The 22,887-nt window shown below is 75.6% G+C and carries 21 protein-coding genes; 11 read left to right on the top strand and 10 right to left on the bottom strand.

All coding sequences use genetic code 11. The annotated features are described in order from the left end of the window. The first annotated feature begins 151 nt into the window (after positions 1-151). The 3 genes from ACFV6D_RS19760 to ACFV6D_RS19750 all read left to right on the top strand — a co-directional run bounded on the left by ACFV6D_RS19760 (position 152) and on the right by ACFV6D_RS19750 (position 5,878). Positions 152-859, top strand: a complete 708-nt coding sequence (locus ACFV6D_RS19760; RefSeq protein WP_380560607.1) for a hypothetical protein — start codon at positions 152-154, stop codon at positions 857-859. A 3-nt stretch (positions 860-862) separates the two neighbouring features. Continuing rightward, positions 863-2,521 carry a DNA polymerase Y family protein gene (locus ACFV6D_RS19755; RefSeq protein WP_380560606.1) on the top strand — a complete coding sequence of 553 codons (1,659 nt, stop codon included), beginning with the start codon at positions 863-865 and terminating at the stop codon, positions 2,519-2,521. An 84-nt stretch (positions 2,522-2,605) separates the two neighbouring features. Next, a complete protein-coding gene (locus ACFV6D_RS19750; RefSeq protein ID WP_380560605.1) occupies positions 2,606-5,878 on the top strand; it encodes an error-prone DNA polymerase in 3,273 nt (1,090 codons plus the stop codon). A gap of 57 nt (positions 5,879-5,935) precedes the next feature. Here the strand turns inward: ACFV6D_RS19750 and ACFV6D_RS19745 are convergent, their stop codons facing one another. Further along, positions 5,936-6,772 (bottom strand): TIGR03084 family metal-binding protein, encoded by an 837-nt coding sequence (locus ACFV6D_RS19745; protein ID WP_380341087.1) that lies wholly within the window; start codon positions 6,770-6,772, stop codon positions 5,936-5,938. A 159-nt stretch (positions 6,773-6,931) separates the two neighbouring features. On the opposite strand from ACFV6D_RS19745, the gene ACFV6D_RS19740 reads away from it, so the two are divergent. Further along, positions 6,932-7,714, top strand: coding sequence for a LuxR C-terminal-related transcriptional regulator (locus ACFV6D_RS19740; RefSeq protein ID WP_363371233.1), 783 nt, complete (start codon positions 6,932-6,934; stop codon positions 7,712-7,714). Between the two features lie 30 nt (positions 7,715-7,744). On the opposite strand, the gene ACFV6D_RS19735 is transcribed toward ACFV6D_RS19740, so the two are convergent. Beyond that, positions 7,745-9,283, bottom strand: a complete 1,539-nt coding sequence (locus ACFV6D_RS19735) for an AMP-binding protein (protein ID WP_380423470.1) — start codon at positions 9,281-9,283, stop codon at positions 7,745-7,747. 243 nt (positions 9,284-9,526) lie between these two features. On the opposite strand from ACFV6D_RS19735, the gene ACFV6D_RS19730 reads away from it, so the two are divergent. From ACFV6D_RS19730 to ACFV6D_RS19720, 3 genes are all read left to right on the top strand, one after another. Beyond that, entirely contained in the window at positions 9,527-10,093 is a 567-nt protein-coding gene (locus tag ACFV6D_RS19730; protein ID WP_063346987.1) for a GNAT family N-acetyltransferase, read from the top strand. A 4-nt stretch (positions 10,094-10,097) separates the two neighbouring features. Then, positions 10,098-10,484, top strand: coding sequence for a VOC family protein (locus ACFV6D_RS19725; protein WP_063346986.1), 387 nt, complete (start codon positions 10,098-10,100; stop codon positions 10,482-10,484). Positions 10,485-10,705: 221 nt separating this feature from the next. Then, the gene (locus ACFV6D_RS19720; RefSeq protein ID WP_380341102.1) at positions 10,706-11,353 is read left to right on the top strand and encodes an NAD(P)-dependent oxidoreductase; all 648 of its coding nucleotides are present in this window, start codon (positions 10,706-10,708) and stop codon (positions 11,351-11,353) included. Between the two features lie 22 nt (positions 11,354-11,375). On the opposite strand, the gene ACFV6D_RS19715 is transcribed toward ACFV6D_RS19720, so the two are convergent. Continuing rightward, complete coding sequence (locus ACFV6D_RS19715) at positions 11,376-12,158, bottom strand: class III extradiol ring-cleavage dioxygenase (RefSeq protein WP_363631404.1); 783 nt, start codon at positions 12,156-12,158, stop codon at positions 11,376-11,378. A 129-nt stretch (positions 12,159-12,287) separates the two neighbouring features. On the opposite strand from ACFV6D_RS19715, the gene ACFV6D_RS19710 reads away from it, so the two are divergent. Then, positions 12,288-12,755: a MarR family winged helix-turn-helix transcriptional regulator gene (locus ACFV6D_RS19710; RefSeq protein WP_063350998.1), complete on the top strand. Its 468-nt coding sequence runs from the start codon at positions 12,288-12,290 to the stop codon at positions 12,753-12,755. Positions 12,756-12,818: 63 nt separating this feature from the next. Here ACFV6D_RS19710 and ACFV6D_RS19705 read toward each other — a convergent pair whose 3' ends face one another. After that, the gene (locus tag ACFV6D_RS19705; RefSeq protein ID WP_380560604.1) at positions 12,819-14,390 is read right to left on the bottom strand and encodes a PucR family transcriptional regulator; all 1,572 of its coding nucleotides are present in this window, start codon (positions 14,388-14,390) and stop codon (positions 12,819-12,821) included. Between the two features lie 420 nt (positions 14,391-14,810). On the opposite strand from ACFV6D_RS19705, the gene ACFV6D_RS19700 reads away from it, so the two are divergent. Both ACFV6D_RS19700 and ACFV6D_RS19695 read left to right on the top strand, forming a co-directional pair. Beyond that, positions 14,811-15,263, top strand: a complete 453-nt coding sequence (locus ACFV6D_RS19700; RefSeq protein WP_380560603.1) for a molybdopterin-dependent oxidoreductase — start codon at positions 14,811-14,813, stop codon at positions 15,261-15,263. Positions 15,264-15,421: 158 nt separating this feature from the next. Beyond that, positions 15,422-15,934, top strand: coding sequence for a GNAT family N-acetyltransferase (locus ACFV6D_RS19695; RefSeq protein ID WP_079135490.1), 513 nt, complete (start codon positions 15,422-15,424; stop codon positions 15,932-15,934). Between the two features lie 91 nt (positions 15,935-16,025). Here ACFV6D_RS19695 and ACFV6D_RS19690 read toward each other — a convergent pair whose 3' ends face one another. Both ACFV6D_RS19690 and ACFV6D_RS19685 read right to left on the bottom strand, forming a co-directional pair. After that, positions 16,026-17,072, bottom strand: coding sequence for a LacI family DNA-binding transcriptional regulator (locus ACFV6D_RS19690; protein ID WP_063346980.1), 1,047 nt, complete (start codon positions 17,070-17,072; stop codon positions 16,026-16,028). 66 nt (positions 17,073-17,138) lie between these two features. Then, positions 17,139-18,008 (bottom strand): MurR/RpiR family transcriptional regulator, encoded by an 870-nt coding sequence (locus ACFV6D_RS19685; protein ID WP_063346979.1) that lies wholly within the window; start codon positions 18,006-18,008, stop codon positions 17,139-17,141. Positions 18,009-18,082: 74 nt separating this feature from the next. On the opposite strand from ACFV6D_RS19685, the gene ACFV6D_RS19680 reads away from it, so the two are divergent. Beyond that, positions 18,083-18,940 (top strand): EamA family transporter, encoded by an 858-nt coding sequence (locus ACFV6D_RS19680; RefSeq protein WP_380341113.1) that lies wholly within the window; start codon positions 18,083-18,085, stop codon positions 18,938-18,940. Between the two features lie 60 nt (positions 18,941-19,000). On the opposite strand, the gene ACFV6D_RS19675 is transcribed toward ACFV6D_RS19680, so the two are convergent. From ACFV6D_RS19675 to ACFV6D_RS19660, 4 genes are all read right to left on the bottom strand, one after another. Next, complete coding sequence (locus ACFV6D_RS19675) at positions 19,001-19,762, bottom strand: GNAT family N-acetyltransferase (protein WP_380341116.1); 762 nt, start codon at positions 19,760-19,762, stop codon at positions 19,001-19,003. A 73-nt stretch (positions 19,763-19,835) separates the two neighbouring features. After that, positions 19,836-20,930 carry a WD40/YVTN/BNR-like repeat-containing protein gene (locus ACFV6D_RS19670; protein ID WP_380341119.1) on the bottom strand — a complete coding sequence of 365 codons (1,095 nt, stop codon included), beginning with the start codon at positions 20,928-20,930 and terminating at the stop codon, positions 19,836-19,838. Positions 20,931-21,068: 138 nt separating this feature from the next. Continuing rightward, positions 21,069-22,511 (bottom strand): dihydrolipoyl dehydrogenase family protein, encoded by a 1,443-nt coding sequence (locus ACFV6D_RS19665; RefSeq protein ID WP_380341122.1) that lies wholly within the window; start codon positions 22,509-22,511, stop codon positions 21,069-21,071. Further along, entirely contained in the window at positions 22,508-22,747 is a 240-nt protein-coding gene (locus tag ACFV6D_RS19660) for a hypothetical protein (protein WP_380560602.1), read from the bottom strand. The genes ACFV6D_RS19665 and ACFV6D_RS19660 overlap by 4 nt, the downstream gene beginning before the upstream one ends. Between the last annotated feature and the right edge of the window lie 140 nt (positions 22,748-22,887).

Below are 22,887 nucleotides of genomic sequence, written 5' to 3'. Positions count from 1 at the left end.
CAGGGGTTGGCAAGGGGGAACTACGGAGTGTGACGGGCGGGGCGGGGAGGGTGTGGACTTGAATCTTTACGAACGAATGTTCGATCCTGGGGTTGTGTCCGTTTTCGAACCTGCTTTCGATTCCATCGCCGAGCGACCGACGCTCCGGCCGGTGGCGCCGGCCGCCGTGCCGGCGGCCGGGCAGGCCGGGCAGGACAGGCAGGCCGGGCAGGGCGTGCTGCCGGTGGTGCCGGCGCTGCGGGAGGTGCTGCCGGACGGCGGGCTGCGGCGGGGGACTGCGGTGTCGGTGGCGGGTGGGGACACCGGGCTGCTGCTGGCGCTGGCGGCCGGGGTGAAGGAGACCGAGGGCGGCTGGGCGGCGGCCGTCGGGCTGCCGGACCTGGGGCTGGCCGCGGCCGAGGGGTACGGGCTGGACCTGCGGCGGCTGCTGGTCGCGGACGACCCGGGGCCGCACTGGGCCGAGGTGGTGTCGGTGCTGGCCGGCGCGGTCGAACTGGTCATGCTGCGCCCGGACGGCCCGGTGCCGCCGAAGCTGGCCACCCGGCTGGCGGCGGTGCTGCGGCGCAGCGGCTGCGTGCTGCTGGTGGCCGGGCCGTGGCCGGGGGCGGCCCTGCGGCTGGGGGTGCGGTCCGGGCGCTGGTTCGGGCTGGGGGACGGTTACGGGCAGCTCGCCGGGCGGCAGGTGGAGGTGGTGGCCGAGGGGCGCGGTTCGGCGGTGCGCGGGCGGACCGCCCGGCTCTGGCTGCCGGACGAGCACGGCGCGGTACGGCCGGTCCTGGACAGAACGGTCCTGGAGCGTCCCGTTCCGGGGCGGCCCGGGGCCGTCGAGCAGCCGCTCGAACGGGTAGCGGTGGTGTGAGCGATGGCGGACGACAGGACACCGCGGGTGCTGGTGGTCTGGTGCCCGGACTGGCCGGTGGCGGCCGTCACCGGCGACGACCCGGTGGCGGTGACCGAGGGCGGGCGGATCCTCGCCTGCTCGGCGGGTGCCCGGGCGGCCGGGGTGCGGCAGGGGCAGCGGCTCAAGCTGGCCCAGCGGCTCTGCCCGGCGCTGGAGCTGCGCGACCGCGACCCGGAGGCGGAGACCGGCCGCTTCGAGCCGGTGGTCGCGGCGGTGGAGGCGTTCACGCCCCGGGTGGAGGTGGTCCGCCCGGGCCTGTGCGCGATCCCGGTGAAGGGGCCGGGCCGCTACTTCGGTGGCGAGGAGGCGCTGGCGGCCAAGGTCCGGACGGCGGTGGCGGACGCGTTGGCCCGGGAGCCGGTCCCGGACGCCGCCCCCGGCGCGGTCGCCGTGCCCGGTACGGATACCACCCCTGCGACGGAGCACCCCCCGCCCCCGCCCGCCCAGGTCGGCGTCGCCGACGGCCTGTTCGCCGCCGTGCTCGCCGCCCGCGCCGGAGTGCTGGTGCCGGCCGGGCGGACGGCGGAGTTCCTCGCGCCGTACCCGGTGGGCGTGCTCGGCGACGAGGCGCTGGCGGAGGTGCTGGGGCGGCTCGGCCTGCCGACCGTCGGGGCGTTCGCCGCGCTGCCGCCCGAGGCGGTCGCGGACCGCTTCGGCCCGGCGGGGGCGGTGGCGCACCGGCTGGCCCGGGGCTTGCAGCCGCGCCCGCTGGTGCCGCGCGACCAGGAGCCGGACCTCGCCGTCGAGCAGCGCTTCGACCCGCCCGAGCCGCTGGCGGAGCCGTTGGTGTTCGTCGCCCGCACGCTGGCCGAGCAGCTGCACCAGCGGCTGGCCGGGGCCGGGCTGACCTGCCGCCGGGTGGCCGTCGAGGTGGCCTGCGCGGACGGGCGGACGGCCTCGCGGCTGTGGCGGCACGAGGGCGGGCTGTCGGCGACGGCGCTGGCCGAGCGGGTCCGCTGGCAACTCCAGGCCTGGCAGGGCGCGGGCACGTTCGCCGCGTCCGGGGAGTCGTCCGGGGAGGCGCCCGACGCCGGGTTCGCCCTGCTCCGGCTGGCCCCCGACGGCCTCTCCCCGGACCAGGGCCGCCAGTTGGCGCTGTGGGGCCAGGCGGTCGCGGACGACCGGGTGGAGCGCGCGGTGGCCCGGGTGCAGGCGGTGCTCGGGCATGCCGGGCTGCGCCGGATCGAGCCGGCCGGTGGGCGCGGTCCGGGCGAGCAGGCGGTCAAGGTGCCGTGGGGCGAACCGTACGAGGCGGCGGGGTCGGTCGGCGCGCCCTGGCCCGGGCGGCTGCCGGAGGTGTGGCCGGCGGTGGTGCTGCGGGAGCCGGTGCCGGTGCGGGTGCTGGACGAGGCCGGGCTGCCGGTCACGGTGGACGGCCGGGCGGGGGTGTCGGCCCGCCCGGCCCTGGTGGTGTTCCACGATGGCCCGTCGGGCAGGGAGGGGCAGGGGCGACAGGAGCGGGTGGACGGCTGGACCGGCCCCTGGCCGGCGGTCGAGTACTGGTGGGACCAGTCGCTCGCCCGCCGCCGGGCCCGGTTCCAGGTGGTGCTGGGCGGTGGCCGGGCGCTGCTGCTCACGGTGGAGGGGGGTGCGTGGTACCTGGAGGCCGGCTACGACTGACGGCCACCGGCCCGAGGGGGGGATCCGAGGGGGGGGATCCGAGGGGGGAGAGGTGACGAACCGCGAGAACGAAGGCGACCCCCGATGGGCTTCACCAGCCACCCCACCCTCCCCTGGAGCGAGCTGCACCGCCGCCTGACCGGCGCCGCGCCGGACCGTACGGTCGTCCCCCTGCGCCGCCCCGCCCAGGAGGAGCCCGCCCCCGGAGTCCCCGGAGTCCCCGGAGTTCCCGGAGCACCCGGAGTCCCCGGCGCACCCGGAGCCCCCGGCGACGGCAGCGAGCCCTGGGCCGAACTGCACGTCCACTCCGCCTTCAGCTTCCTGGACGGCGCCAGCGACCCGGAGGACCTGGTCGCCGAGGCGGCCCGGCTGGGCGTGGAGACGCTGGCGATCACCGACCACGACGGCCTGTACGGCGCGGTCCGGCTGGCCGAGGCGGCCCGGGGGACGGGCGTGGCCACCGCGTTCGGCGCCGAACTGACGATCCGTCACGACGGCACAGAGGTGGAACACTTGCTAGTCCTGGCCCGTGATCCGGCCGGCTACCGCCGACTGTCCGCCGCGATCGCCGCCGCCCAGCTGGCCGGCGGCGCGAAGGGCCGCCCGGCGTACGACCTCGCGGCGCTGGCCGGGGCGCACGGCGGCCACTGGGCGGTGCTCACCGGCTGCCGCCTCGGCCGCGTCCCGGCAAAGCTCGATGACGGCACGGCCGGGCACCAACTCCACACCCTGACCGAGGTGTTCGGTCGCGACAACGTCCACGTGGAGCTGATCGACCAGTGGCTTCCCGGCGACGACCGGCGCAATGACGCCCTCGCCGCGCTCGCCGCCGAGCAGGGCCTCCCGGTGGTCGCCTCCACCAACGCCCACCACGCCGGCCCGGCCCAGGGCCGGCTGGCGCAGAGCCTGGCCGCGCTGCACGGGCGCCGCACCCTCCAGGACGCGGTCGGCTGGACGCGGGCCGCAGGCACCGCGCACCTGCGCTCCGGCCGGGAGATGGCCGCCCGGCTGGCCCGCTTCCCGGGGGTGCGGCGGGCGACCGCCGAACTCGGCCGTTCCTGCGCCTTCGACTTCACCAGGCTGGACCCGGAGCTCCCGGGCTTCCCCGTCCCGGAGGGCGAGAGCGAGATCAGCCACCTGCGCGCCCTGGTCGCCACCGGGGGCCCGGCCCGCTTCGGGCCCGGCAACGCGGCCGCCCGGCGCCAGCTCGCCCTGGAGCTGGACGTCATCGAGGACCTCGACCTGGCCGGTTACTTCCTGATCGTGCACGACATCGTCGACTTCTGCCGGAGCCAGGACATCTGGTGCCAGGGCCGCGGCTCGGCCGCCAACTCGGCGGTCTGCTACGCCCTGGGGATCACCGCCGTCGACCCGGTCCACTACAAGCTGCTGTTCGAACGCTTTCTGTCCACCGCCCGGGCCGGGCCGCCCGACATCGACCTGGACATCGAGAACCGCCGCCGCGAGGAGGTCATCCAGTACGTCTACCGCCGCTACGGCCGCGAGCACGCCGCGCAGGTCGCCAACGTGATCACCTACCGGCCGCGGCTGGCGATCCGCGACGCGGCCAGGGTGCTCGGCTATCCGCAGGGCCAGGTGGACGCGTTCAGCCGGCAGACCGACTTCCGCTCCGCACCCGGTGCGGACGCCGTGATCCCCGCCGACGTGCTCTCGCTCGCCGCCCAACTCCACGGCCTGCCGCGCCACCTGGGCATCCACTCGGGCGGCATGGTGCTCACCAGGGAGCCGATCGGCGAGATCTGCCCGACCGAGTGGGCCCGGATGCCCGGGCGTTCGGTGCTGCAGTGGGACAAGGAGTCCACCGCCGGCGCCGGGCTGGTGAAGATCGACCTGCTCGGCCTCGGCATGCTCGCCGCGCTGCACGACGCCTGCGACCTGGTCGCCGAGCACCACGGCCTGCGCTACGACCTGGCCACCATCCCGGACGGCGACGCGGGCGTGTACGCGATGCTGCGCCGGGCGGACACCGTCGGCGTGTTCCAGGTCGAGTCGCGGGCCCAGATGGCGACGCTGCCCCGGCTCAAGCCGGACCACTTCTACGACCTGGTGGTCGAGGTCGCGCTGATCCGGCCCGGCCCGATCCAGGGCGGCTCCGTCCACCCGTACCTGCGCCGCCGGGCGGGCGCCGAACCGGCCGGCTGCCCGCACCCGCTGATGGAGAACGCGCTCGGCAAGACCCTCGGGGTGCCGCTGTTCCAGGAGCAGATGATGCAACTCGCCATCGACTGCGCCGGGTTCACGCCCGCCGAGGCGGACCGGCTGCGGCAGGCGATGGGCGCCAAGCGCTCGCACGAGCGGGTCGCCCGGCTGCGCGAGCGGCTGCTCGGCGGGATGGCCGAGCGCGGCATCCCCGAGGAGGTCGCCGAGGACGTCTACGGCAAGATCGAGGCGTTCTCCAACTACGGCTTCCCGGAGAGCCATGCGATCAGCTTCGCCTACCTGGTGTACGCCAGCGCCTGGCTCAAGTACCACTTCCCGGCGGCCTTCACCTGCGCCCTGCTGGCCAACCAGCCGATGGGCTTCTACTCGCCGCTGAGCCTGGTCGCGGACGCCCGGCGGCACGGCGTGCGGGTGCGCGGGGTGGACGTCAACGCCAGCGCGCCGCGCCCCACCCTGGAGCCGCACCGGGGGGCGACGCCGGAGCCGCCGCTGACCGCGGGCCGCCCGCAGCCGGCGATCCGGCTGGGCCTGGAGACGGTGCGCGGCATCGGCGCCCCGCAGGCCGCGGCGATCGCGGCCGGGCAACCGTACGCCGACCTGGAGGACTTCGCGCGCCGCACCGGTCTGCCCGCGCCGGCGCTGGAGGCGCTGGCGACGGCGGGCGCCTTCGACTGCTTCGAATTGACGAGGCGTCAGGCGCTGTGGACGGCAGGGGCGTTCGCCGGGATCTCGGCCGCACTGATCCCGGGGACCACGCCCGGGACGGAGGCGCCGCCGCTGCCCGGCATGAGCCCGGTCGAGGAGACCATCGCCGACCTGTGGGCCACCGGAACCTCCGCCACCAGCCACCCGCTCCAGCACCTGCGCGCCCGCCTGGAGCGCGGCGGCGCCCTGTCCGCCGCCGAACTCCCCGACGCGGCGCCGGGATCGGAGGTGGTGGTCGGCGGCCTGGTCACCCACCGGCAGCGGCCGCCGACGGCCGGCGGGGTGCTCTTCCTCAGCCTGGAGGACGAGACCGGCCTGATCAACGTGGTCTGCAACCGCCCGGTCTGGGAGTCCCGGCGCCGCACCGCCCTCGACCGGGCCGGCCTGCTGGTCCACGGCCGCATCGAGCGCGACCGCGGCGCCACCAACCTGATCGCCACCCGGCTCACCCCGCTGCGGATCGGACTCTGAGCGGGGTGAGCCGAGGGCGGGACCCTGGACCGCCCTCCACCCCAGGGGATGTGACGATCAGTCAGCTCGGGCGGGCGTCCGCCCCTTGCCCGGGGCGCCGGCGAAGACCTGGGCGATGGGGAGCCAGGCGGTCGCGGTGGGGCCGGTGGCGGTGAGGGCGAGGTCGTCGCGGTGGCGGCGCTGCGTCACCAGGAGGCAGAAGTCCAGGGCCGGGCCGGTCACCCGGTCCGTGGCGCCGTCCGGTCCGAAGGTCCACAGGCCGCCGTCGGGCGCGGTCAGTTCGAGCCGGACGGGCGATTCGGGGGCGGGCAGCCCGTGCAGGGTGAACGCGAAGCCGAGGGTGCGCAGCCCCAGGTGGGCGATGTGCCGCAGCCGGGCGGTGGGCTCGCGGGCGGCGCCGAGCGCGTCGGCGACGTCCTGGCCGTGCGCCCAGGTCTCCATCAGTCGGGCGGTGGCCATCGAGGCGGGCTTCATCGGCGGGCCGAACCACGGCAGCCGGGTGCCGGCCGGGGTGGCGGCCAGTGCGGCCGACACCTCCTCCCGGCCGGCGCGCCAGCGGGCGAGCAGGTCCGCGGGTGCGGCGGCCGCGCCGCTCGCCGCGCCCTCGTTCACCGGGTCGACGCCGGCGGCCGGCAGCGTGCCGAAGCGCTCGTCGAGGGTGGCGGCGAAGCCGTCCGCGTCGCGCGCGGCCAGCGCCGTCCAGTCGTCGGTCCAGGCCAGGTGGGCGATCTGGTGCGCGATCGTCCAGCCCTCGGCGGGCGTCGGGCGCGCCCAGCCGGCCGGGTCCAGTCCGGCCACCAGGGCGTCCAGCGCCGCGCTCTCGGCCCGCAGGTCGTCCAGCAGCGCGGCCAGGACGTCCGCCGCGGGCGTCGTCGGGGTGTTCGGGTCCGTCATCGGTTTCCCTCCTTCCGGGTCCGGCGCACTACCCGCCGGTACGTCACGGCCGCACCCTACGCCCGGCCCGGCCGCCGTGCCCGCCACTGCGTCGAAGACGCGGGGAACACCCATGTCAGCACTCTCGCCAGCGGCCGTGCCGCGTGTGACAATCTCGCGATGACAAGGGCGAAGACGGGCCCCGGGGCCGCGGACACCCTCACCACCCCGGCGCACTCGGACGATCCCGGGCTCGCCGCCCGCGCCGCCGAGTTGGTGCGGGACGCCGTGCTCGGCGACCTCGCGCGGCGGGTGGTGGCCGAGTGCGGGGCCGACGTCGGACTGGTCGGCGTGCCGCAGCCGCCGGCCGGGCCCCGGGGGCGCGACGCGGGCATGGTGCTGCGCCACTGGGCCGGCACCCGGGCCGACCTGCTGCACGACCGGGCCGTCCCGACCGGCACCGGCCTGGGCGGGCGGGCGCTGGCCGAGCGGGCGCCCAGCTGGGTGCCCGACTACCGTGCCGCCACCACGATCTCGCACGACCACGACGCCGCCGTCAGCGCCGAGGACCTGTACGCGATGCTCACCGTGCCGCTGCTGCACGGCGACACCGTGTACGGCGTGGTGTACGCGTCGCTGCGTGCCGTCGTCCCGTTCGGGGACGTGCGGATCGCCGCCGTCGGCGAACTGGCCGCGACGGCGACCCGGGCCCTGGCCGGGGCGGCCGCCTGGCGGTCCGCGCCGCCCCGACGGGCCGCCCCCGTACGGCCGTTGACCCCGCGCGAGCACGAGGTGCTGCGCTGGGCGGCGACCGGCCGGACCAATCCGGAGATCGCCGCCCGGCTGGGCCTCACCTGCAACACCGTGACGGGCTACCTGAAGTCCGCGATGCACAAGCTCGGCGTCCGCAACCGGACCGAACTCGCCCTGGCGGCACGCGAGTCCGGCCTGGTCGACCGGTGAACATGCCTGGTCGGGGCCAGTGGGTGCGCCTCAGCCGACCTGCCGCTCCCGCCCCGTCCAGTACGGCTCGCGCAGCCGGAACTTCTGCAGCTTCCCGGTGGCGGTCCGCGGCAGGGCCGCCCGGAACTCCACCGAGGTGGGCGACTTGTAGCCGGCCAGCCGCTGCTTGCAGTGAGCGATCAACTCGGCCTCGGTGACGGGCCCCTGGCCCTCCCGGAGGACCACCAGCGCCTTGACGGTCTCGCCCCACTTCTCGTGCGGCACTCCGATCACCGCGGCTTCGGCGACCGCCGGGTGGCCGTACAGGCAGTCCTCCACCTCGATCGAGGAGACGTTCTCCCCGCCGCTGATGATGACGTCCTTCTTCCGGTCCGAGATGGTCAGTTGGCCGTCCTGGCCGAGGACGCCGCCGTCGCCGGTGTGGAACCAGCCGTCCCGCAGGGCGTCCGCGGTGGCCGCGGGCTGCTGCCAGTAGCCGTCCAGCACGGTGTTGGAGCGCACCAGGATCTCGCCGGAGGCGTCGACCCGCAGCCGGGTGCCGAGCGCCGGGGCGCCCGCCTGCACCAGCTTCTCGGCCCGTTCGGCGGCGGGCAGGGCGTCCCACTCGGCGCGCGAGCGGTTGACCGTGACCACCGGGGAGGTCTCGGTCAGGCCGTAGAGCTGCATGAACTCCCAGCCCAGCTCGGACTCGACCTGCTGCACCACCGAGGTCGGCGGCGGCGCGCCGGCCACCACGATCCGCACCCGGTCCCGGCCTGGCACCGGGCCGTCCCACTCGGCGGCCGCGTCCAGCACCATCTGGACCACGGCGGGCGCGCCGCTGAGGAAGGTCACCCCGTGCCGCTCGACCCGGCGCAGGATCTCCGCGCCGTCGACCTTGCGCAGCACGATGTGCCGGGCGCCGAGCCCGGTGAGGGCGAACGGCAGGCCCCAGCCGTTGGCGTGGAACATCGGCAGGGTGTGCAGGTAGACGTCCCGGTCGCCGGCGCCGTAGTGCAGGCCCATCAGTACCGCGTTCAACCAGATGTTGCGGTGGGTGAGCTGAACGCCCTTGGGGCGGGCGGTGGTTCCGCTGGTGTAGTTGATCGTGGCGGTGTCGTTCTCGGCGATCTCGTACCGCCGGGGGGAGTTGTCGAAGTCGTGGAGCAGCGCGTCGCTGTCCGCGCCGAGCACGAACTTGTGCTTGGCCGCCACCCCGCCCAGCGCGTCGGCGAGTTCGGGGTCGATCAGCAGGACGGACGCGCCGCTCTGCTCGACGATGTACGCCACCTCCTCGGCCTTCAGCCGGAAGTTCACCGGGACCAGCACCCGCCCGTACCCGCTCACCCCGAACAGGGAGGTCAGCAGCCGGGCCGAGTTGTGCGACACGACGGCGACCCGTTCGCCCGGCCCGACGCCCAGCCGGTCCAGCCCGGCCGCTTGCGCCCGGGCCAGTTCGGCGACCCGGCGGTAGCTCAGCTCGCCCCAGGATTCGGCCGGCTGCACCGGCTCGTCGACGATGCCGACCCGGTCGCCGTAGACCAGCTCGGCCCGGTCGAGGAAGTCCATCACGGAGAGTGGAATCTGCATGCGCCCACTGTCCTCTCCCACCCGCCCGCCGGACACCCCCGATCGGGGGTGTCGCCGGTGGGAGCAGAGTGGAAGGAGCGGATTCCGTTTGCTGAGCCCGTCGCGAACAGACGGGCGACCGATGCGGCGGGCCCACCGGCCACCTGCTAGGAAGATCGCAGCGAACGGCCATGCACCCACGGGGAGAAGCACCATGAGCGACCGACGACCGGGCAGCACCCGCCACGAGGCCGGGGGAGTGCGGTGACCGCCCCCGTCACCGCGCACCCGAGGGCCGCGGGCCTGCTGCTGCGCCCCTTCGAGGACGCGGACGCGCCGGCCCTGATCGAGGCGTACCGGGACGAGACGCTGCGCCGCTTCACCCGCACCCCGGTGGGGAACGCCGAGGAGGCCGCGCACTGGCTCGGGCTGCAGTACCGGGGCCGGGCGGAGGGCCGCCGGTACAGCTTCGCGGTGCTGGAGCCCGGCACGGGCGAACTGCTCGGCAACGTCGCGCTCAAGCGCGGCACCCCGGGCGGGGAGGCGGCCGAGGTGGGCTACTGGACGGCGGCCGCGGCCCGCGGCCGGGGGGTGGCCCCGCGCGCGGTGGTGGCGCTCACCGCCTGGGCCTTCGAGGTGCTCGCCGACGACGGCCTGGTCCGGATCGACCTGCTGCACCAGGTGGACAATCAGGCCTCCTGCCGGGTCGCGGAGAAGAGCGGCTACGCCTTCCAGGAGGTGCTGACGGCCTTGCCGCCGGAGTTCCCGTTGGACGGTCACCGGCACTCCAGGAAACGGCTGGACGGGGCCGAACGCGGCAGGTCAGAGTAGCCGGATGGGATCTCTGGTACGACACGTGACGATCGACTGCGCCGACCCGCACGGCCTCGCGCAGTTCTGGGCCCAGGCGCTGGACGGCACCCTGGGCGAGGACGACAACCCGGGTGACGAGGAGGCGGTGGTGGAGTCCGCGGGCGCCTCGCTGCTGTTCATCCGGGTGCCCGACGGCAAGTCGGTGAAGAACCGCGTCCACCTCGACCTCCAGCCGCAGGACCGCAGCCGGGACGAGGAGGTGGAGCGCCTGGTCGCGCTGGGCGCGACGGTGCTCGGCGACCACCGCACCCCGGACGGCAAGGGCTGGGTCACCCTGGGCGACCCCGAGGGCAACGAGCTGTGCGTCGAGCGCAGCCAGGCCGAGCGCATCGCCACCGGCAACGCCTGAGCCAACGTTTGGGCCACCGCCTGGGCCACCGCCTGAACGACCGGCCGCCGAGTCCACGAGGACTTGGCGGCCGGTCGGTTCGCCCCGCCTGGCGCACCCGTCACACGACAGGCCGACGTCTCGGGCCGTCGCAGTGGAACCGTCCGATAATCGAACCTGGCTGATGCCACGTCGCGGCGAGCTTCCCCGACCCCACCACCCGAGAGACAGGCAGGTACCCCATGGCCAGAATCGCCGTGATCGGCGCCAACGGCACCATCGGCAGTGCCATCGTCGCGGAGGCGGCCGCGCGCGGGCACGAAGTCACCGCGGTGGTCCGCGACCCGGACCGCTACCAGGGTGAGGCGGCCTTCGTCGAACGCGCGGACGTCCTGGACCCGGCCCAGGTGGCCCGGGTGGCGGCCGGCCAGGACGTCCTGGTCAGCGCGGTCGGCGGCGGCGACGGCCCGGGCCACCTGGCGCTGATCGGGCCGGCCGCCCGTTCGCTGGTGGAGGGCCTGCGCTCGCTCGGCGATGCCGCGCCCCGGCTGATCGCGGTCGGCGGCGCGGGCAGCCTGGAGACCGCGCCGGGGGTGCGGGTCTGGGACGCGCCGGGGCTGCCGGAGCCGGTGCTGGAGATCATGCACGCGCACGGCGCGGCGCTGGACTTCTACCGGGCGGTCTCCGACGTCCGCTGGACGGTGCTCAGCCCGGCCGCCGAGATCGGCCCGGGGGAGCGGACCGGCCGCTACCGGACGGGCCTGGAGCAGCTGCTCACGGATGCTGCCGGGCGCAGCCGGATCTCGGTGCCGGACTACGCGGTCGCCCTGGTCGACGAGGCCGAGCAGCCCGAGCACATCGGCGAGCGCTTCACCTGCTGCGCGCTGTAACCCTCAGTTACGGTGCGCCCGGTCAGCCGAGCTGGATCGACCGCTTGGCGAGCCCCATCCAGAACCCGTCGATGACGCTGCGCTGGCTGCCGAGGTCGGCCTCGCCGGCGCCGAGGGTGACGAACAGCGGGGCGAAGTGCTCGGTGCGCGGGTGGGCGAGCCGCCCGGCGGGGGCCTTGCGCTCGAAGTCGAGCAGCGCGTCCAGGTCGTGGGCGTCCAGGGCGCGCCGGCCCCAGTCGTCGAACTCGGCCATCACCGAGCTGATCCGGCCGTCGTTGCTGAGCGCCCGCAGGTTGTGGGTGAAGAAGCCGCTGCCGACGATCAGCACGCCCTCGTCGCGCAGCGGGGCGAGCCGGCGGCCGATCTCCAGCAGCCGCTGCGGGTCGAGCGTGGGCATGGAGATCTGGAGGACGGGGATGTCGGCCTCCGGGAACATCTCCACCAGCGGGACGTACGCGCCGTGGTCGAGGCCGCGGTCGGGGATGTCCTGGACGGGCGTGCCGGGGGCGCGCAGCAGCTTGCGGACGCGGTCGGCGAGCGCCGGTGCGCCGGGGGCGGCGTACTGGACCTGGTAGTAGTGCTCGGGGAAGCCCCAGAAGTCGTACACCAGCGGCACGGTGGTGACGGCGCCGAGGGCGAGCGGTGCCTCCTCCCAGTGGGCGGAGACCATCAGGACGGCCTTGGGCCGGGGCAGGTCGGCGGACCAGGCGGCCAGTTCACCGGGCCAGACCGGGTCGTCGGCGAGCGGCGGCGCGCCGTGCGAGAGGTACAGGGCGGGCATACGCTCGGGGGCCGCGGTGCTCATGGCGTCCTCCTCCTGGGTCGAACGGGACTGGTGGCTCGGCAGAGTAGTTCAAATTTGAACCTCTACTCGCTGACCGTACACCTTCGTTCGAATTTGAACAACAGGAGTAGGCTTCACTGCATGTCCACACTGAACGAACCCCGCTGGCTGGACCAGGACGAGATGGCTGCCTGGCGGGGCTTCGTCGTCGCGAGCAACCTGCTCAACCGCCGACTGGAGCGCCAGCTCAAGGAGGACTCCGGCCTCTCGCACCAGCAGTACGAGATCCTGGTCCACCTGTCCGCCGCCCCGGCCCACGCGCTGCGGATGACCGAACTCGCCGACAAGCTGGTCACCTCCAAGAGCGGCCTCACCTACCAGGTCACCCAGCTGGAGCGGATGGGCCTGGTCGCCCGCCGCTCCTGCCCCAGCGACGTGCGCGGCGTCATCGCCGAACTCACCGACCAGGGGCGGGAGTCACTGCGGCAGGCCGCACCCGGGCACGTCGCCCTGGTCCGCGAGCTGCTGATCGACGTGCTCACCCGCGAGCAGCTGGCCGTGCTCGCCGAAAGCCTCGGCGAGGTCAGCGCCCGGCTGCGCCTCGACGACACACCCTGAAGTCCCTCAGTCAGTTCCCCTGCGCTGCCCCCCCCGCAGCAGCCGCCGCTCCCGTTCGGCGGTCTACCGAGCCTGAGCCGGGGCCTGAGCCCGGACCGGCTGCGGGGCGCAGAGCAGGGCGGTCCGCAGGTCGAGCCGGTCCCGCAGTCGGGCCAGGCTGCGGCCGGTCAGCTCCTCGATCCGGCGGATCCGGTAGTGCACGGTGTTGACGTGGATGCACAGCGCCTCGGCCGTCCGCGCCCACGAGCCGTCGTGGTCCAGGAAGACCGCCAGGGTGCCCAGCAGCGAGACGCTGTTCGCCCGGTCGTGGGCGGCCAGCGGGGCCAGCAGCCGGGCGTGGAAGGCGGCCGTCACCTCCGGCGGGATGCCGCGAAGCAGTCCGTCCAGCGAGTCCAGTTCGGCGGCGCTGCCGACCGGGCCGGCCGAGCCCTCCAGTACGTAGCGGGCCTGCACCAGCGCCGCCCGCAGCGCGGCGGGGGCGGGCGGGGCGGCCGGGCCGACGCCCATCCGCAGGGTGCACCGGCCGGTCAGCCGGCTCTGCAGCGCGGGCCGGGCCCGGCGCAGCCGTTCGGCGACCTGCTCGACCGGTGCGGCCACCAGCGCGGCGGACCGCCCGCCGCGGTCGGTCCCGGCGGCGTACGGCGCGCCGAGCGGGTGCAGCGCCTCGGCCAGCGCGTACGCCGCCCAGGCGACGGGCGGGCCGTCGCCCGGCGCGGCACCCGCCTCGCCCGCCCGGCCGCCGTCGATCCGCGCGGTGACCGCCACCAGCGACTCGGCCCCGCCCAGCCTGCAGGTCGCGAGCGGCTCGGCGAGCCCGGCCTCCCCGGCGAGCGCGTCCAGTAGCCGCCCGGCGGCCCGGCGCCGCGCGCCCGCGTCGGCGTGGGCGCGGGCGGCGAGCGGGGCGAGCAGTTCGGCCAGGGCCTGGAGTGCCGGTTCGGCCGCCGCCGAGCGCAGGTGCGGGCGCAGCCGCCAGCCGTCGAACGGCGAGCCGTCCTGGGGCCCGACGGGCAGCCCGGTGTCGCCTCGCCCGGCGGGCGGGACGGGTGCGGCAGTGGCGGGTGCGGCGGTGGCGGCAGCGGCGGTGGCGGCGACGGCCCGGCCGCCGGCGGTGGTGATCGAGCAGTCCGCCACCCCGAGCCGGCCGACCGCGTGGGCCAGCACCTCGCCGGCCCCGGCGTCCGCGTGCAGCAGGTCGAGCAGTTCGTGCCGGACGGTCTCCGGGATCGCCGCGGTGTCCTGGGCGCCGGCCCGCAGGTCCCCCCAGAGCCGCAGGTAGACGCGGTCGGTGACGGCACGGAAGCTGACTCCGGCGGGCACCGCCAGCAGCGGGATGCCGTGGGTGCGGCAGGCGTCGGCGAGGCTGTCCGGGACGCTGCCGTGGGTGCCCTCGCCGGCCAGCAGCGCCGCCACGCCCGCGCTGCGCAGGGCGGTGGCGAAGCGCAGCGCGCCGGAGGCGTCGGCGGGCTGCCACCAGACCAGGCCGGTGAGGACGAGTTCGCCGGGCTGGAGGTAGCGGGCCGGGTCCTGGAGGTCGGTGGAGCTGAGCCCGGTGACCGGGCGGTCGAGCAGGTCCGGGGTGCCCCAGGCCAGGCGGATGTCCAGGTCGTCGAGGTGCAGCAGGTCGCCGACGATCATCTCTCGCTCATCTCGCTCTCGCTCTCGCCTTTGTGCGCCGCGCACGGCTGCTCCTCGCAAGTGCAAGGTTCAGATGTGTATGGGCATCGTAAATGCAAGTCATGCGGCGGTGATTCTTCTTGTCGGATCATCCAGTGCGGGCCCCCTCGGCGGGTGTGCGGAACCAGTCGTCCGCCCGATTGCGGTGCCGCTTCCATCGGCTTTCGCGGCTTCCGCCGGCTTCCACCGGTGCGGGGCGCGCCGAGCCGCCTCCTCGGACATGCCCGCTCCTGTCTCCGCAGTTGCCAGCTGAAAGCGCTCCATCCCATCGCAGCTGCCGCTGAAATCATCCTTTCGGCGCCGCAGCTGCGAATGCCCGAGCCCTCCCTCGGGTAACCCCCTCCCGGGTCGCAGCGGCGCGGCCCGGGAGGAGGGAGCACCATGACCCCGTCGAGCCCCACCGTCCGGCTGCACGGCCACTTCGACCGGCCCGCCGAGCTGTCGGTCGACCAGCTGCGCGCCCTCCCCGCGCACCGCGTCGAGGTCAGCTTCGACTGCCTGGCCGAGGGCGAGCAGCGGCACGACTACGAGGGGCCCGCGCTCTGGGACGTACTGTGCGCGGCCCGGCCCCGGATCGACTTCTCCGGCCGCAAGCAGCGGCTGCGCTTCCTGCTGTCGGTCAGCGGTGCGGACGGCCACCGGGCCGTCGTCTCCTGGGCCGAGATCGACCCCGACTTCGGCGGCCAGCGGATCCTGCTGGCCACCAGCATGGACGGCGCCCCGCTGGACGCCTCCGGCCCGCAGCTCGTCGTCCCCGACGACCACTGCGGCGCCCGCTACGTCAGCGGGGTCACCGCCGTGTGGCTCGGCCCGCTGGGTGAACCGGCGGCCTGAGCCCCGGCCGCGGGCGGGCCTTGACCCCGCCCCGGGGCCCGCTCTCGCCGAGTGCTTCGCGGTGGAGCATCGTCGCTGCTCGGAGGGGGTGCGGGCGATCGCGGGGAATACCGAAAAACAGCTCGCCGGATGCCTGTTTCCGTGCCAACATGCCCCATATGGGGACGATTCTGCACGGCACCCTGGTGACCCTCCGTACCGCCGGCACCGACGACATCCCGGCGCTCGCGGCCATCCGCGGCACGCCCGAGGTGTTCGCCCGCTGGCGGGGCGGTGACGACCTCGCCGACGCCGTCGCCAGCGACCTGGAGGAGCCCGACACCGAGACCCTCGCCGTCGAGGTGGGCGGGAAGATCGTCGGCGCCATCCAGTGGTACGCCAACAACGACGACGAGTACCGGCACGCTGGCATCGACATCTACCTCGACCCGGAGGTCCACGGCGTCGGCCTCGGCGCGGACGCCGTCCGTACGCTGGCCCGCCACCTCGTCGACCACCACCACTACCACCGGCTGATCATCGACCCGGCGGCCGACAACACGGCCGCGATCCGCTGCTACGCGAAGGTCGGCTTCCGCTCCGTCGGCACCATGCGCCAGTACGAGCGCGGCCCGGACGGCACCTGGCACGACAACCTGCTGATGGACCTCCTCGCGGACGAGCTCCGCTGACCGGCGCGCGAACTCCGCTGACCGGCGCGCCCGTGCGGCGGTAGGCGGCCCGGCAGCGGCCCGACCGGTCCGGAGCGCGCGTGGCGCGGAGTCAGATCGCGGCTGCGCCTGCGGTCGCCCGCTCCGGCGCCGGGCAGCCGCAGGTGCGCCGCAGCACCAGCCGGGCCGGGAAGGTCCGCGCGCCGGTGGAGCGCCGCTCGGCCCCGCCGAGGACCAGGTCGACCGCGGCGCGGGCCATCTCGTCCTGCGCGGTCGCGACGGTGGTCAGCGCCGGGCCGGCGATCACCGCCTCGGCGATGTCGTCGAATCCGGCCACCGCGAGCTGCTCCGGCACCCGGATGCCCAGGTCGTCGGCGGCCCGCAGCAGGCCGATCGCCTGGTCGTCGGTCGTGCAGAACACGGCGGACGGCCGGTCGGGCCGGGCCAGCAGGGCGAGCGCCTCGGCGTGCGCCCGGACGCGGTCGAACGGCGCCGGCACCAGCCGCCCCTCGGTCGCCAGCCCGGCCTCGGCCAGCGCGGCGGCCCAGCCGGCCGTCCGCCCGGTGACCGGGTCGTGCGGGCTGAGCGCGAGGGTGCCGCCGAAGCAGTGCACCTCGGCGTGGCCGTGCCCGAGCAGGTGCCGGACCACCTCGCGGGCGCCGCCCTCGTCGTCCGCCACCACCGCGACGCCGTCGGCGGTCTCCGCCCGGTGGTGCAGCAGCACGACCGAGGTGCCGTCGCCCACGTCGAAGCCGGTGAGCCCGGGGGTGGCCGGGTCCTGGGTGACGAGGATCAGCCCGTCGACCTGCATGCCGAGGAACGCGCGGATGTAGTGCGCCTCGCGCTCGTCCACGTAGTCGGAGTTGCCGATCAGCAGGAGCCGGCCGTGGTCGGCGGCGGCCTGCTCGACGGCGTGCGCGAGCCCGGCGAAGAACGGCTGGCGGGCGTCCGGCACGACCATGCCGAGCAGGTTGGTCCGCCGCCGTGCCATCGCCTGGGCGACCCGGTTGGGGCGGTAGCCGAGCTCCTCGACCGCCGCGAGCACCCGCGCCCGGGTCGCGGGCGCCACCGGCCGCGGCCCGTCGTTGATCACATAACTCACGACCGCCGTGGACGTCCCCGCCACCCGCGCCACATCGTCCCGTGTCACCCTCGCCATGCCCGCGAGCCTACACAGCGCCTCCGACAGCTCCGGGCTGCCGTCGCCGCCGGGCGCCCGCCGTGGTCAGTACGTGTGGTCCGCGGTGATGTCCGCCGAGAGGCCGAGGGCCTGTTCGGCGGGTCGCCCGCGCAGCGCCAGCAGGGTCTGGGCGAGCGCGTCGACGGCGGCCAGGTGGGCGAGCCGGCTGGCCGTGGTCTCCAGGCCGAAGACCAGGTCCTGCCCGCCCGCGACCAGGGTGTGGGTGGCCGTCTCGGTGAGCGGCGAGCGGGCGTAGCTGGTGAGCGCGACCACGGCCGCCCCGGCTGCCCGGGCCCGGCGCGCGGCGTCGATCACCAGCGGGGTGGCGCCGCCGTGGCTGACCGCGAAGCAGACGCCGTCGGGCGGGAGCTGGGCGGCGGCCAGCTGGGCGGTGAGCGGGTCGGCGGGGGCGTCGACGCGCAGGCCGAGCGCGCGCAGCCGGTAGGCGAGGTCGAGCACCACCGCGCCGGACAGCCCGGAGCCGACCAGCACCACCTGGCCGGCGCCGGCCAGCACGTCGGCGGCCGCCCGCAGGTCGTCGGCGGTGAGTGTGGCGGTGATCCCGTCCAGGGCTGCGCGGGCGGCCCGCAGGGTGTCGGCGAGGGCCCGGGCGGCCGGGTCGCGTGCGTCGTCGTCGGCGGGGGCCGGGGCCGTGGCGGGGGAGTGCCGGGCGGCGGCGATCTTCAGCTCCTGGTAGCCGCGGAAGCCGAGCCGCTGGCAGGCCCGGACCACGGAGGAGGGGGCGGTGCCGGCCAGTGCGGCGACGTCGCTGACGCTCAGGTGCACCAGGCCGGCACCCCGGTCGAGCACCACCTCGGCCACCCGCGCCTCGGCACCGCGCAGGTCGCCGAGCCGGGCCCGGATCCGCGCGGCGAGCTGGGACTCCAGGGGCGTCATGTCGGAATGTCCTTCCATGGCGCTAGGGTAGCGTGGAATTTGGTTCCAGGCCGTGCCGGGTCGCCGGAAGGCCGTCGGAGGGGAGCTTCGCCATGCCCGAGATCGTGCCGGCCGTGCCGGTGGCCGTGCTCGCCGCGGCCGTGCTGCACGCCGTCTGGAACGGCCTGGCGCACCGAATAGCGGACAAGCTGGTCGGCTTCGCGCTGATCAACCTGACCTACACCGCGTGCGCGCTGGTCCTGGTGCTGCTCAACCCGCTGCCGGCGGCCTCGGCCTGGCCGTACCTGCTGGCCTCGGTCGCCGTCCAGACGACGTCGACGGTCCTGCTGCTACGCGCCTACCAGCTGGGCGACTTCGGGCAGATGTACCCGATCGCGCGCGGCTCGGCGCCGCTGCTGGTGGCCCTGCTGTCGGCCACCGTGCTCGGCCAGCGCCCGGGCGCGGGCGAGCTGTTGGGCGTCGTGGTGATCTCCTGCGGCCTGATCGGGCTGGCCTTCGCCAAGGGCGTCCCGGGGCGGGCGCAACTGCCCGCGCTCGGGGCCGCCGCCGGGACGGGCGTGATGATCGCCGTCTACACGGTGCTGGACGGCAGCGGCGTCCGGCACGCCGGGACGGTCGGCGGCTACGTGGCCTGGCTGTTCCTGTTGCAGGGGCCGACGCTCGCGCTGATCGCCTGGGCCCGGCGCGGCCGTTCGCTGCTGACCGGGGTCGGCAAGGTGGTGCCGGTGGGGATCGCGGGAGGCGTGCTCTCGTTGACGGCCTACGGCCTGGTGGTGTGGGCGCAGTCCCGGGGGGACTTGGCGACGATCGCGGCGCTGCGCGAGACGAGCATCGTGATCGCCGCCCTGATCGCCACCGTGGTGTTCCGGGAGCGGCTCGGCCGTCTGCGGCTGAGCGCCAGCCTCATCGTGCTGGCCGGGATAGCCGTCCTGGAGCTGGCCCGGCCGTAGCGCTGTCTGGCCGATCGCGGGCTGATCCACCGAGACCGGCCGGACAGGATTCGGTGGCCGTCAGCCCTTTTCCGGCACGATCACGGTCAGCGAGGTGCTCAGCACCTCGAAGCCCAGGGACTCGTAGAGCCGACGGGCCGGGTTGCTGTCGGTGACGGCCAACTGCACCTCGACGAGCCCGCGTTCGGCGGCGTCGGCGACGGCGCGGCGCAGCAGGTCCGCGCCGAGGCCCCGGTAGCCGAGCTCCGGGTGCCGGAAGACGTCGGCGATCCACGGCAGGCCGCCGCGGTCGGTGAGGACGAGCCCGGCCACCACCCGGTCCTGCGCGTCCACGGCGAGCAGGCTGGACGGCAGCACCGGCCCGATGACCTCGCCGGCGAGCAGCGGGGCGATCCGCTCCGCCAGGGCCTGCCGGTCGTCGCCCGCGAAGTGGTCCGGGTGCCCCGGGGCAAACGCGGCCCGCCAGGCCTCGAACAGGTCCTCGGGCGCGCGGTCGCAGGGCACGGCCCGCAGGCCGCCGCGCAGCGGGGCCCCGGCCCAGTCGGCGGGCGGCGGGTCGGCGACCAGGTCGCGCCGCATGGCGTGGGAGTGTCGGAGCACGGTGGCGCCGTGCTCCAGCAGGGCGAGGCCGAACTCGGGGGCCCCGGAGACCACCCACCCGGCCAGCTCGGTGCGGACGAATTCCACCGGGTCGGTGCCGTCGTTTCCGTCCACCACCTCCAGCAGGTCGGCCCAGGGCCGCCCCTCCCGCTCGCCGAGGAGGTAGCGCACCACCGGTACGCCCTCGCCGTTCCGCCCGATCACCCAGTCAGTCTCGGTCACACCCAGCCCCATTCGTACGGTCGTTCGTCCGCCGTCATGGTCGACGAGAGTGCGTCCGGGGGCAACCGAATTGTCAGGCCACCACCGCGGCGCGGACGCAGAGCACGTCCGGCAGGTGGGAGATCAGCGGTGACCAGCTCTCGCCCTCGTCGTGGCTGCCGTAGACGTCGCCGGTCCGGTTGCCGAAGTAGATCCCGGCCGGTTCGGCGTCGTCGGTGCGCAGCGCGTCGCGCAGCACGACGCCGTAGTGGTCCTCGCCGGGCAGGCCGTCGGCGAGCGGCTGCCAGCTGGCGCCGCCGTCGGTGGTGCGGAAGACCCGGCACCGGAGGCCGGGCGGGATGCGGTCGTCCCCGCCGCCGAGCGGGAACAGGTAGGCGGTGTCGCCCCGGCGCGGGTGGGCGGCGACGGCGAAGCCGAACGCGGCGGGCAGCCCGTCGGCGACGGAGCGCCAGCTCGCGCCCCAGTCGTCGCTGCGGTAGACGCCGCCGTGGTTCTGCAGGTACAGCCGGTCGGGGTCGACGGGGTCGGGGGCGATCTTGTGCACGCACTGGCCGAACTCGGGGTACTGGCCCTCCTCCGGGAGGAACTCGGCGCGCAGGCCGGTGTTGGCGGGCTCCCAGCTGTCGCCGCCGTCCTTGCTGCGGTAGACGCCGCCGGTGGAGACGGCGACCAGCAGCCGCTGCGGGTCGCGCGGGTCGGTGACGACGGTGTGCAGGCCCTGGCCGCCGTAGCCGGCGCCCCAGTCGGTCCGGTGCGGGTGGTTCCAGAGCGACTCGACCAGGCGGAAGGTCTCGCCGCCGTCCTCGGAGCGGAACAGCGCCGCGGGCTCGGTGCCGGCGTAGACGACGCCGGGGGCCTCCGGGCCGGCCGGCTGGAGCTGCCAGACCCGGGTGAGCGAGGCGCCGGTGGCTTCGGGGAAGCGGATCGCCGGCTGCGGCGGCTCGTACCAGGTGGCGCCGAGGTCGTCGGAGCGCCAGACGGACGGCCCCCAGTGGCTGCTGTCGGCGCCGACCAGCAGCCGGGTGCGGCCGTCGCGGCGGTCGATGGAGACGGAGTAGACCGCGTTCATCCGGAAGTGCGGCCCGCTGAACTCCCAGTCCAGCCGGTCGCGGCTGCGGCCGAGAAAGAGGCCCTTCTCGGTTCCGACGGCCAACAGCACTTCGGTCATGCCCACACCACCTGGTGACGAGTACGGCCCCCCGGGACGGCTCCCGCCGCCCAGTGTCCCGCCGTTCACCGGCGGCCACATCTCGCCGCGCCCACTCACCCGGAAGGCTCTCTCGTCAGGAAGGCTCACCCGCCCGGCTCACCCCCGGCAGCCCTCCAGCAGCCGCAGCCACACCTCGCTGATCGTCGGGTAGGAGGGCACGGCGTGCCAGAGCCGGTCGATCGGCACCTCGCCGACCACGGCGACGGTCGCCGAGTGCAGCAGTTCGGCGACCCCGGGGCCGACCAGGCAGGCGCCGACCAGCACCTCGCGGTCCAGGTCGAAGACCACCCTGGCCCGGCCGCGGTAGTGGTCGCCGTACAGCGAGGCCCCGGCGACGGCGCCGAAGTCGTGGTCGACGGCCTTGACCCGCAGCCCGGCCCCTTCGGCCGCCGCCAGGGTCAGTCCGACGGCGGCGACCTCCGGATGGGTGAACACGACCTGCGGCGCGCCCGCGCTGTCGGCCGACGCGGCGTGCGCGCCCCAGCGGGAGGTGTCCAGCGCACGCCCCTGGGCGCGGGCCACGATCGCCGAGCCCGTGATCCGGGCCTGGTACTTGCCCTGGTGGGTGAGCAGCGCCCGGTGGTTGACGTCCCCGGCGGCGTACAGCCACTCGCCGTCGACGCCGAGCACGGTGCAGCTGTCGTCCACCTCCAGCCAGCCGCCCGGCTTCAGCCCGACCTGCTCCAGCCCGACGTCGGCGGTGCGCGGGGCCCGTCCGGTCGCGTACAGCACCTCGTCCACGGTCAGCCGCTCGCCGCCACCGAGCGTCAGGACCACCGGCCCGGCGCCGTCCGCCCGCTCCAGCGCGGTGGCCTCCGTCCCGAACCGGAGGTCCACCCCGGCCTCGCGCAGGCCCTCCGCGACCAGCTCGCCTGCGAACGGCTCCATCCGCGGCAGCAGGTGGTCGCCGCGCACCAGCAGCACCACCTCGGAGCCGAGCGCCCGCCAGGCGGTCGCGAGCTCCACCCCGACCACGCCGCCGCCGACCACCGCCAGCCGCCCGGGCACGGCCGGAGCGGCGGTCGCCTCCCGGTTGGTCCACGGGTGGGCCTCCGCCAGCCCCGGCACGCCCGTGGGCAGCACCGGGCGGCTGCCGGTGCACACGGCGACGGCGTGCCGGGCGGTGAGCACCCGCTCGGTGCCGTCCTCGGCCTCCACGGTGACGGTCCGCACGCCCGCCAGCCGGCCGTGGCCGCGCACCAGCTCGATGCCGGCGTTCCGCAGCCACTGCACCTGGCCGTCGTCGTTCCAGTGCGAGGTGAAGGAGTCCCGCCGGGCCAGCACCGCGGCCGGGTCCAGCCGCCGGTCGCCGACCGCCTCCCGGGAGCCGGCCACCGCGCGGGCGTCGGCCAGCGCGGCCACCGGGCGCAGCAGCGCCTTGCTCGGCATGCAGGCCCAGTACGAGCACTCGCCGCCGACCAGTTCGGCCTCCACGACCACCGTGCGCAGGCCGGCGGCGGCCGTCCGGTCGGCGACGTTCTCGCCGGTCGGGCCGCCCCCCAGGACGATGACGTCGTACTCCTCGGCGGTGCTGGTCATACCCGGTCCTCCGTGCTGTCGATGGCCACCCCGGCCCGCAGGGCGAGGGTGATGGGCGTGTGGTCGCGGACGTCGAGCAGCCGGGCGTGCCGGGCGCGCCGGGCGTCGTCCAGCGCGTCGGTGAGGGCGCCGGTGAGGGCGGCCTTCCGGGAGGTCGGCCCGTGGCTGCCGTTCGTCTCGTACCCGAGCCTGACCCGAACGGCCTCCAGCGGCCACTTCTTGCGCTCCGCGTGCATCCGCAGGGGCTCGCTTTCCTGTGGGATCCGGCCCCCGGCCGGACGGGGGGGGGGGGGGGGGGGCGGCGGCGGCGCCGCCCCCCCCCCCGCCCCCGCGCGTGCGGGCGAGGAACCCCGCACCACACACACGCACACAACCC

It is taken from the genome of Kitasatospora sp. NPDC059812, from assembly GCF_042732075.1.
Taxonomy (GTDB): Bacteria; Actinomycetota; Actinomycetes; order Streptomycetales; family Streptomycetaceae; genus Kitasatospora.
This window is presented reverse-complemented; position numbering and strand designations above follow the sequence as displayed.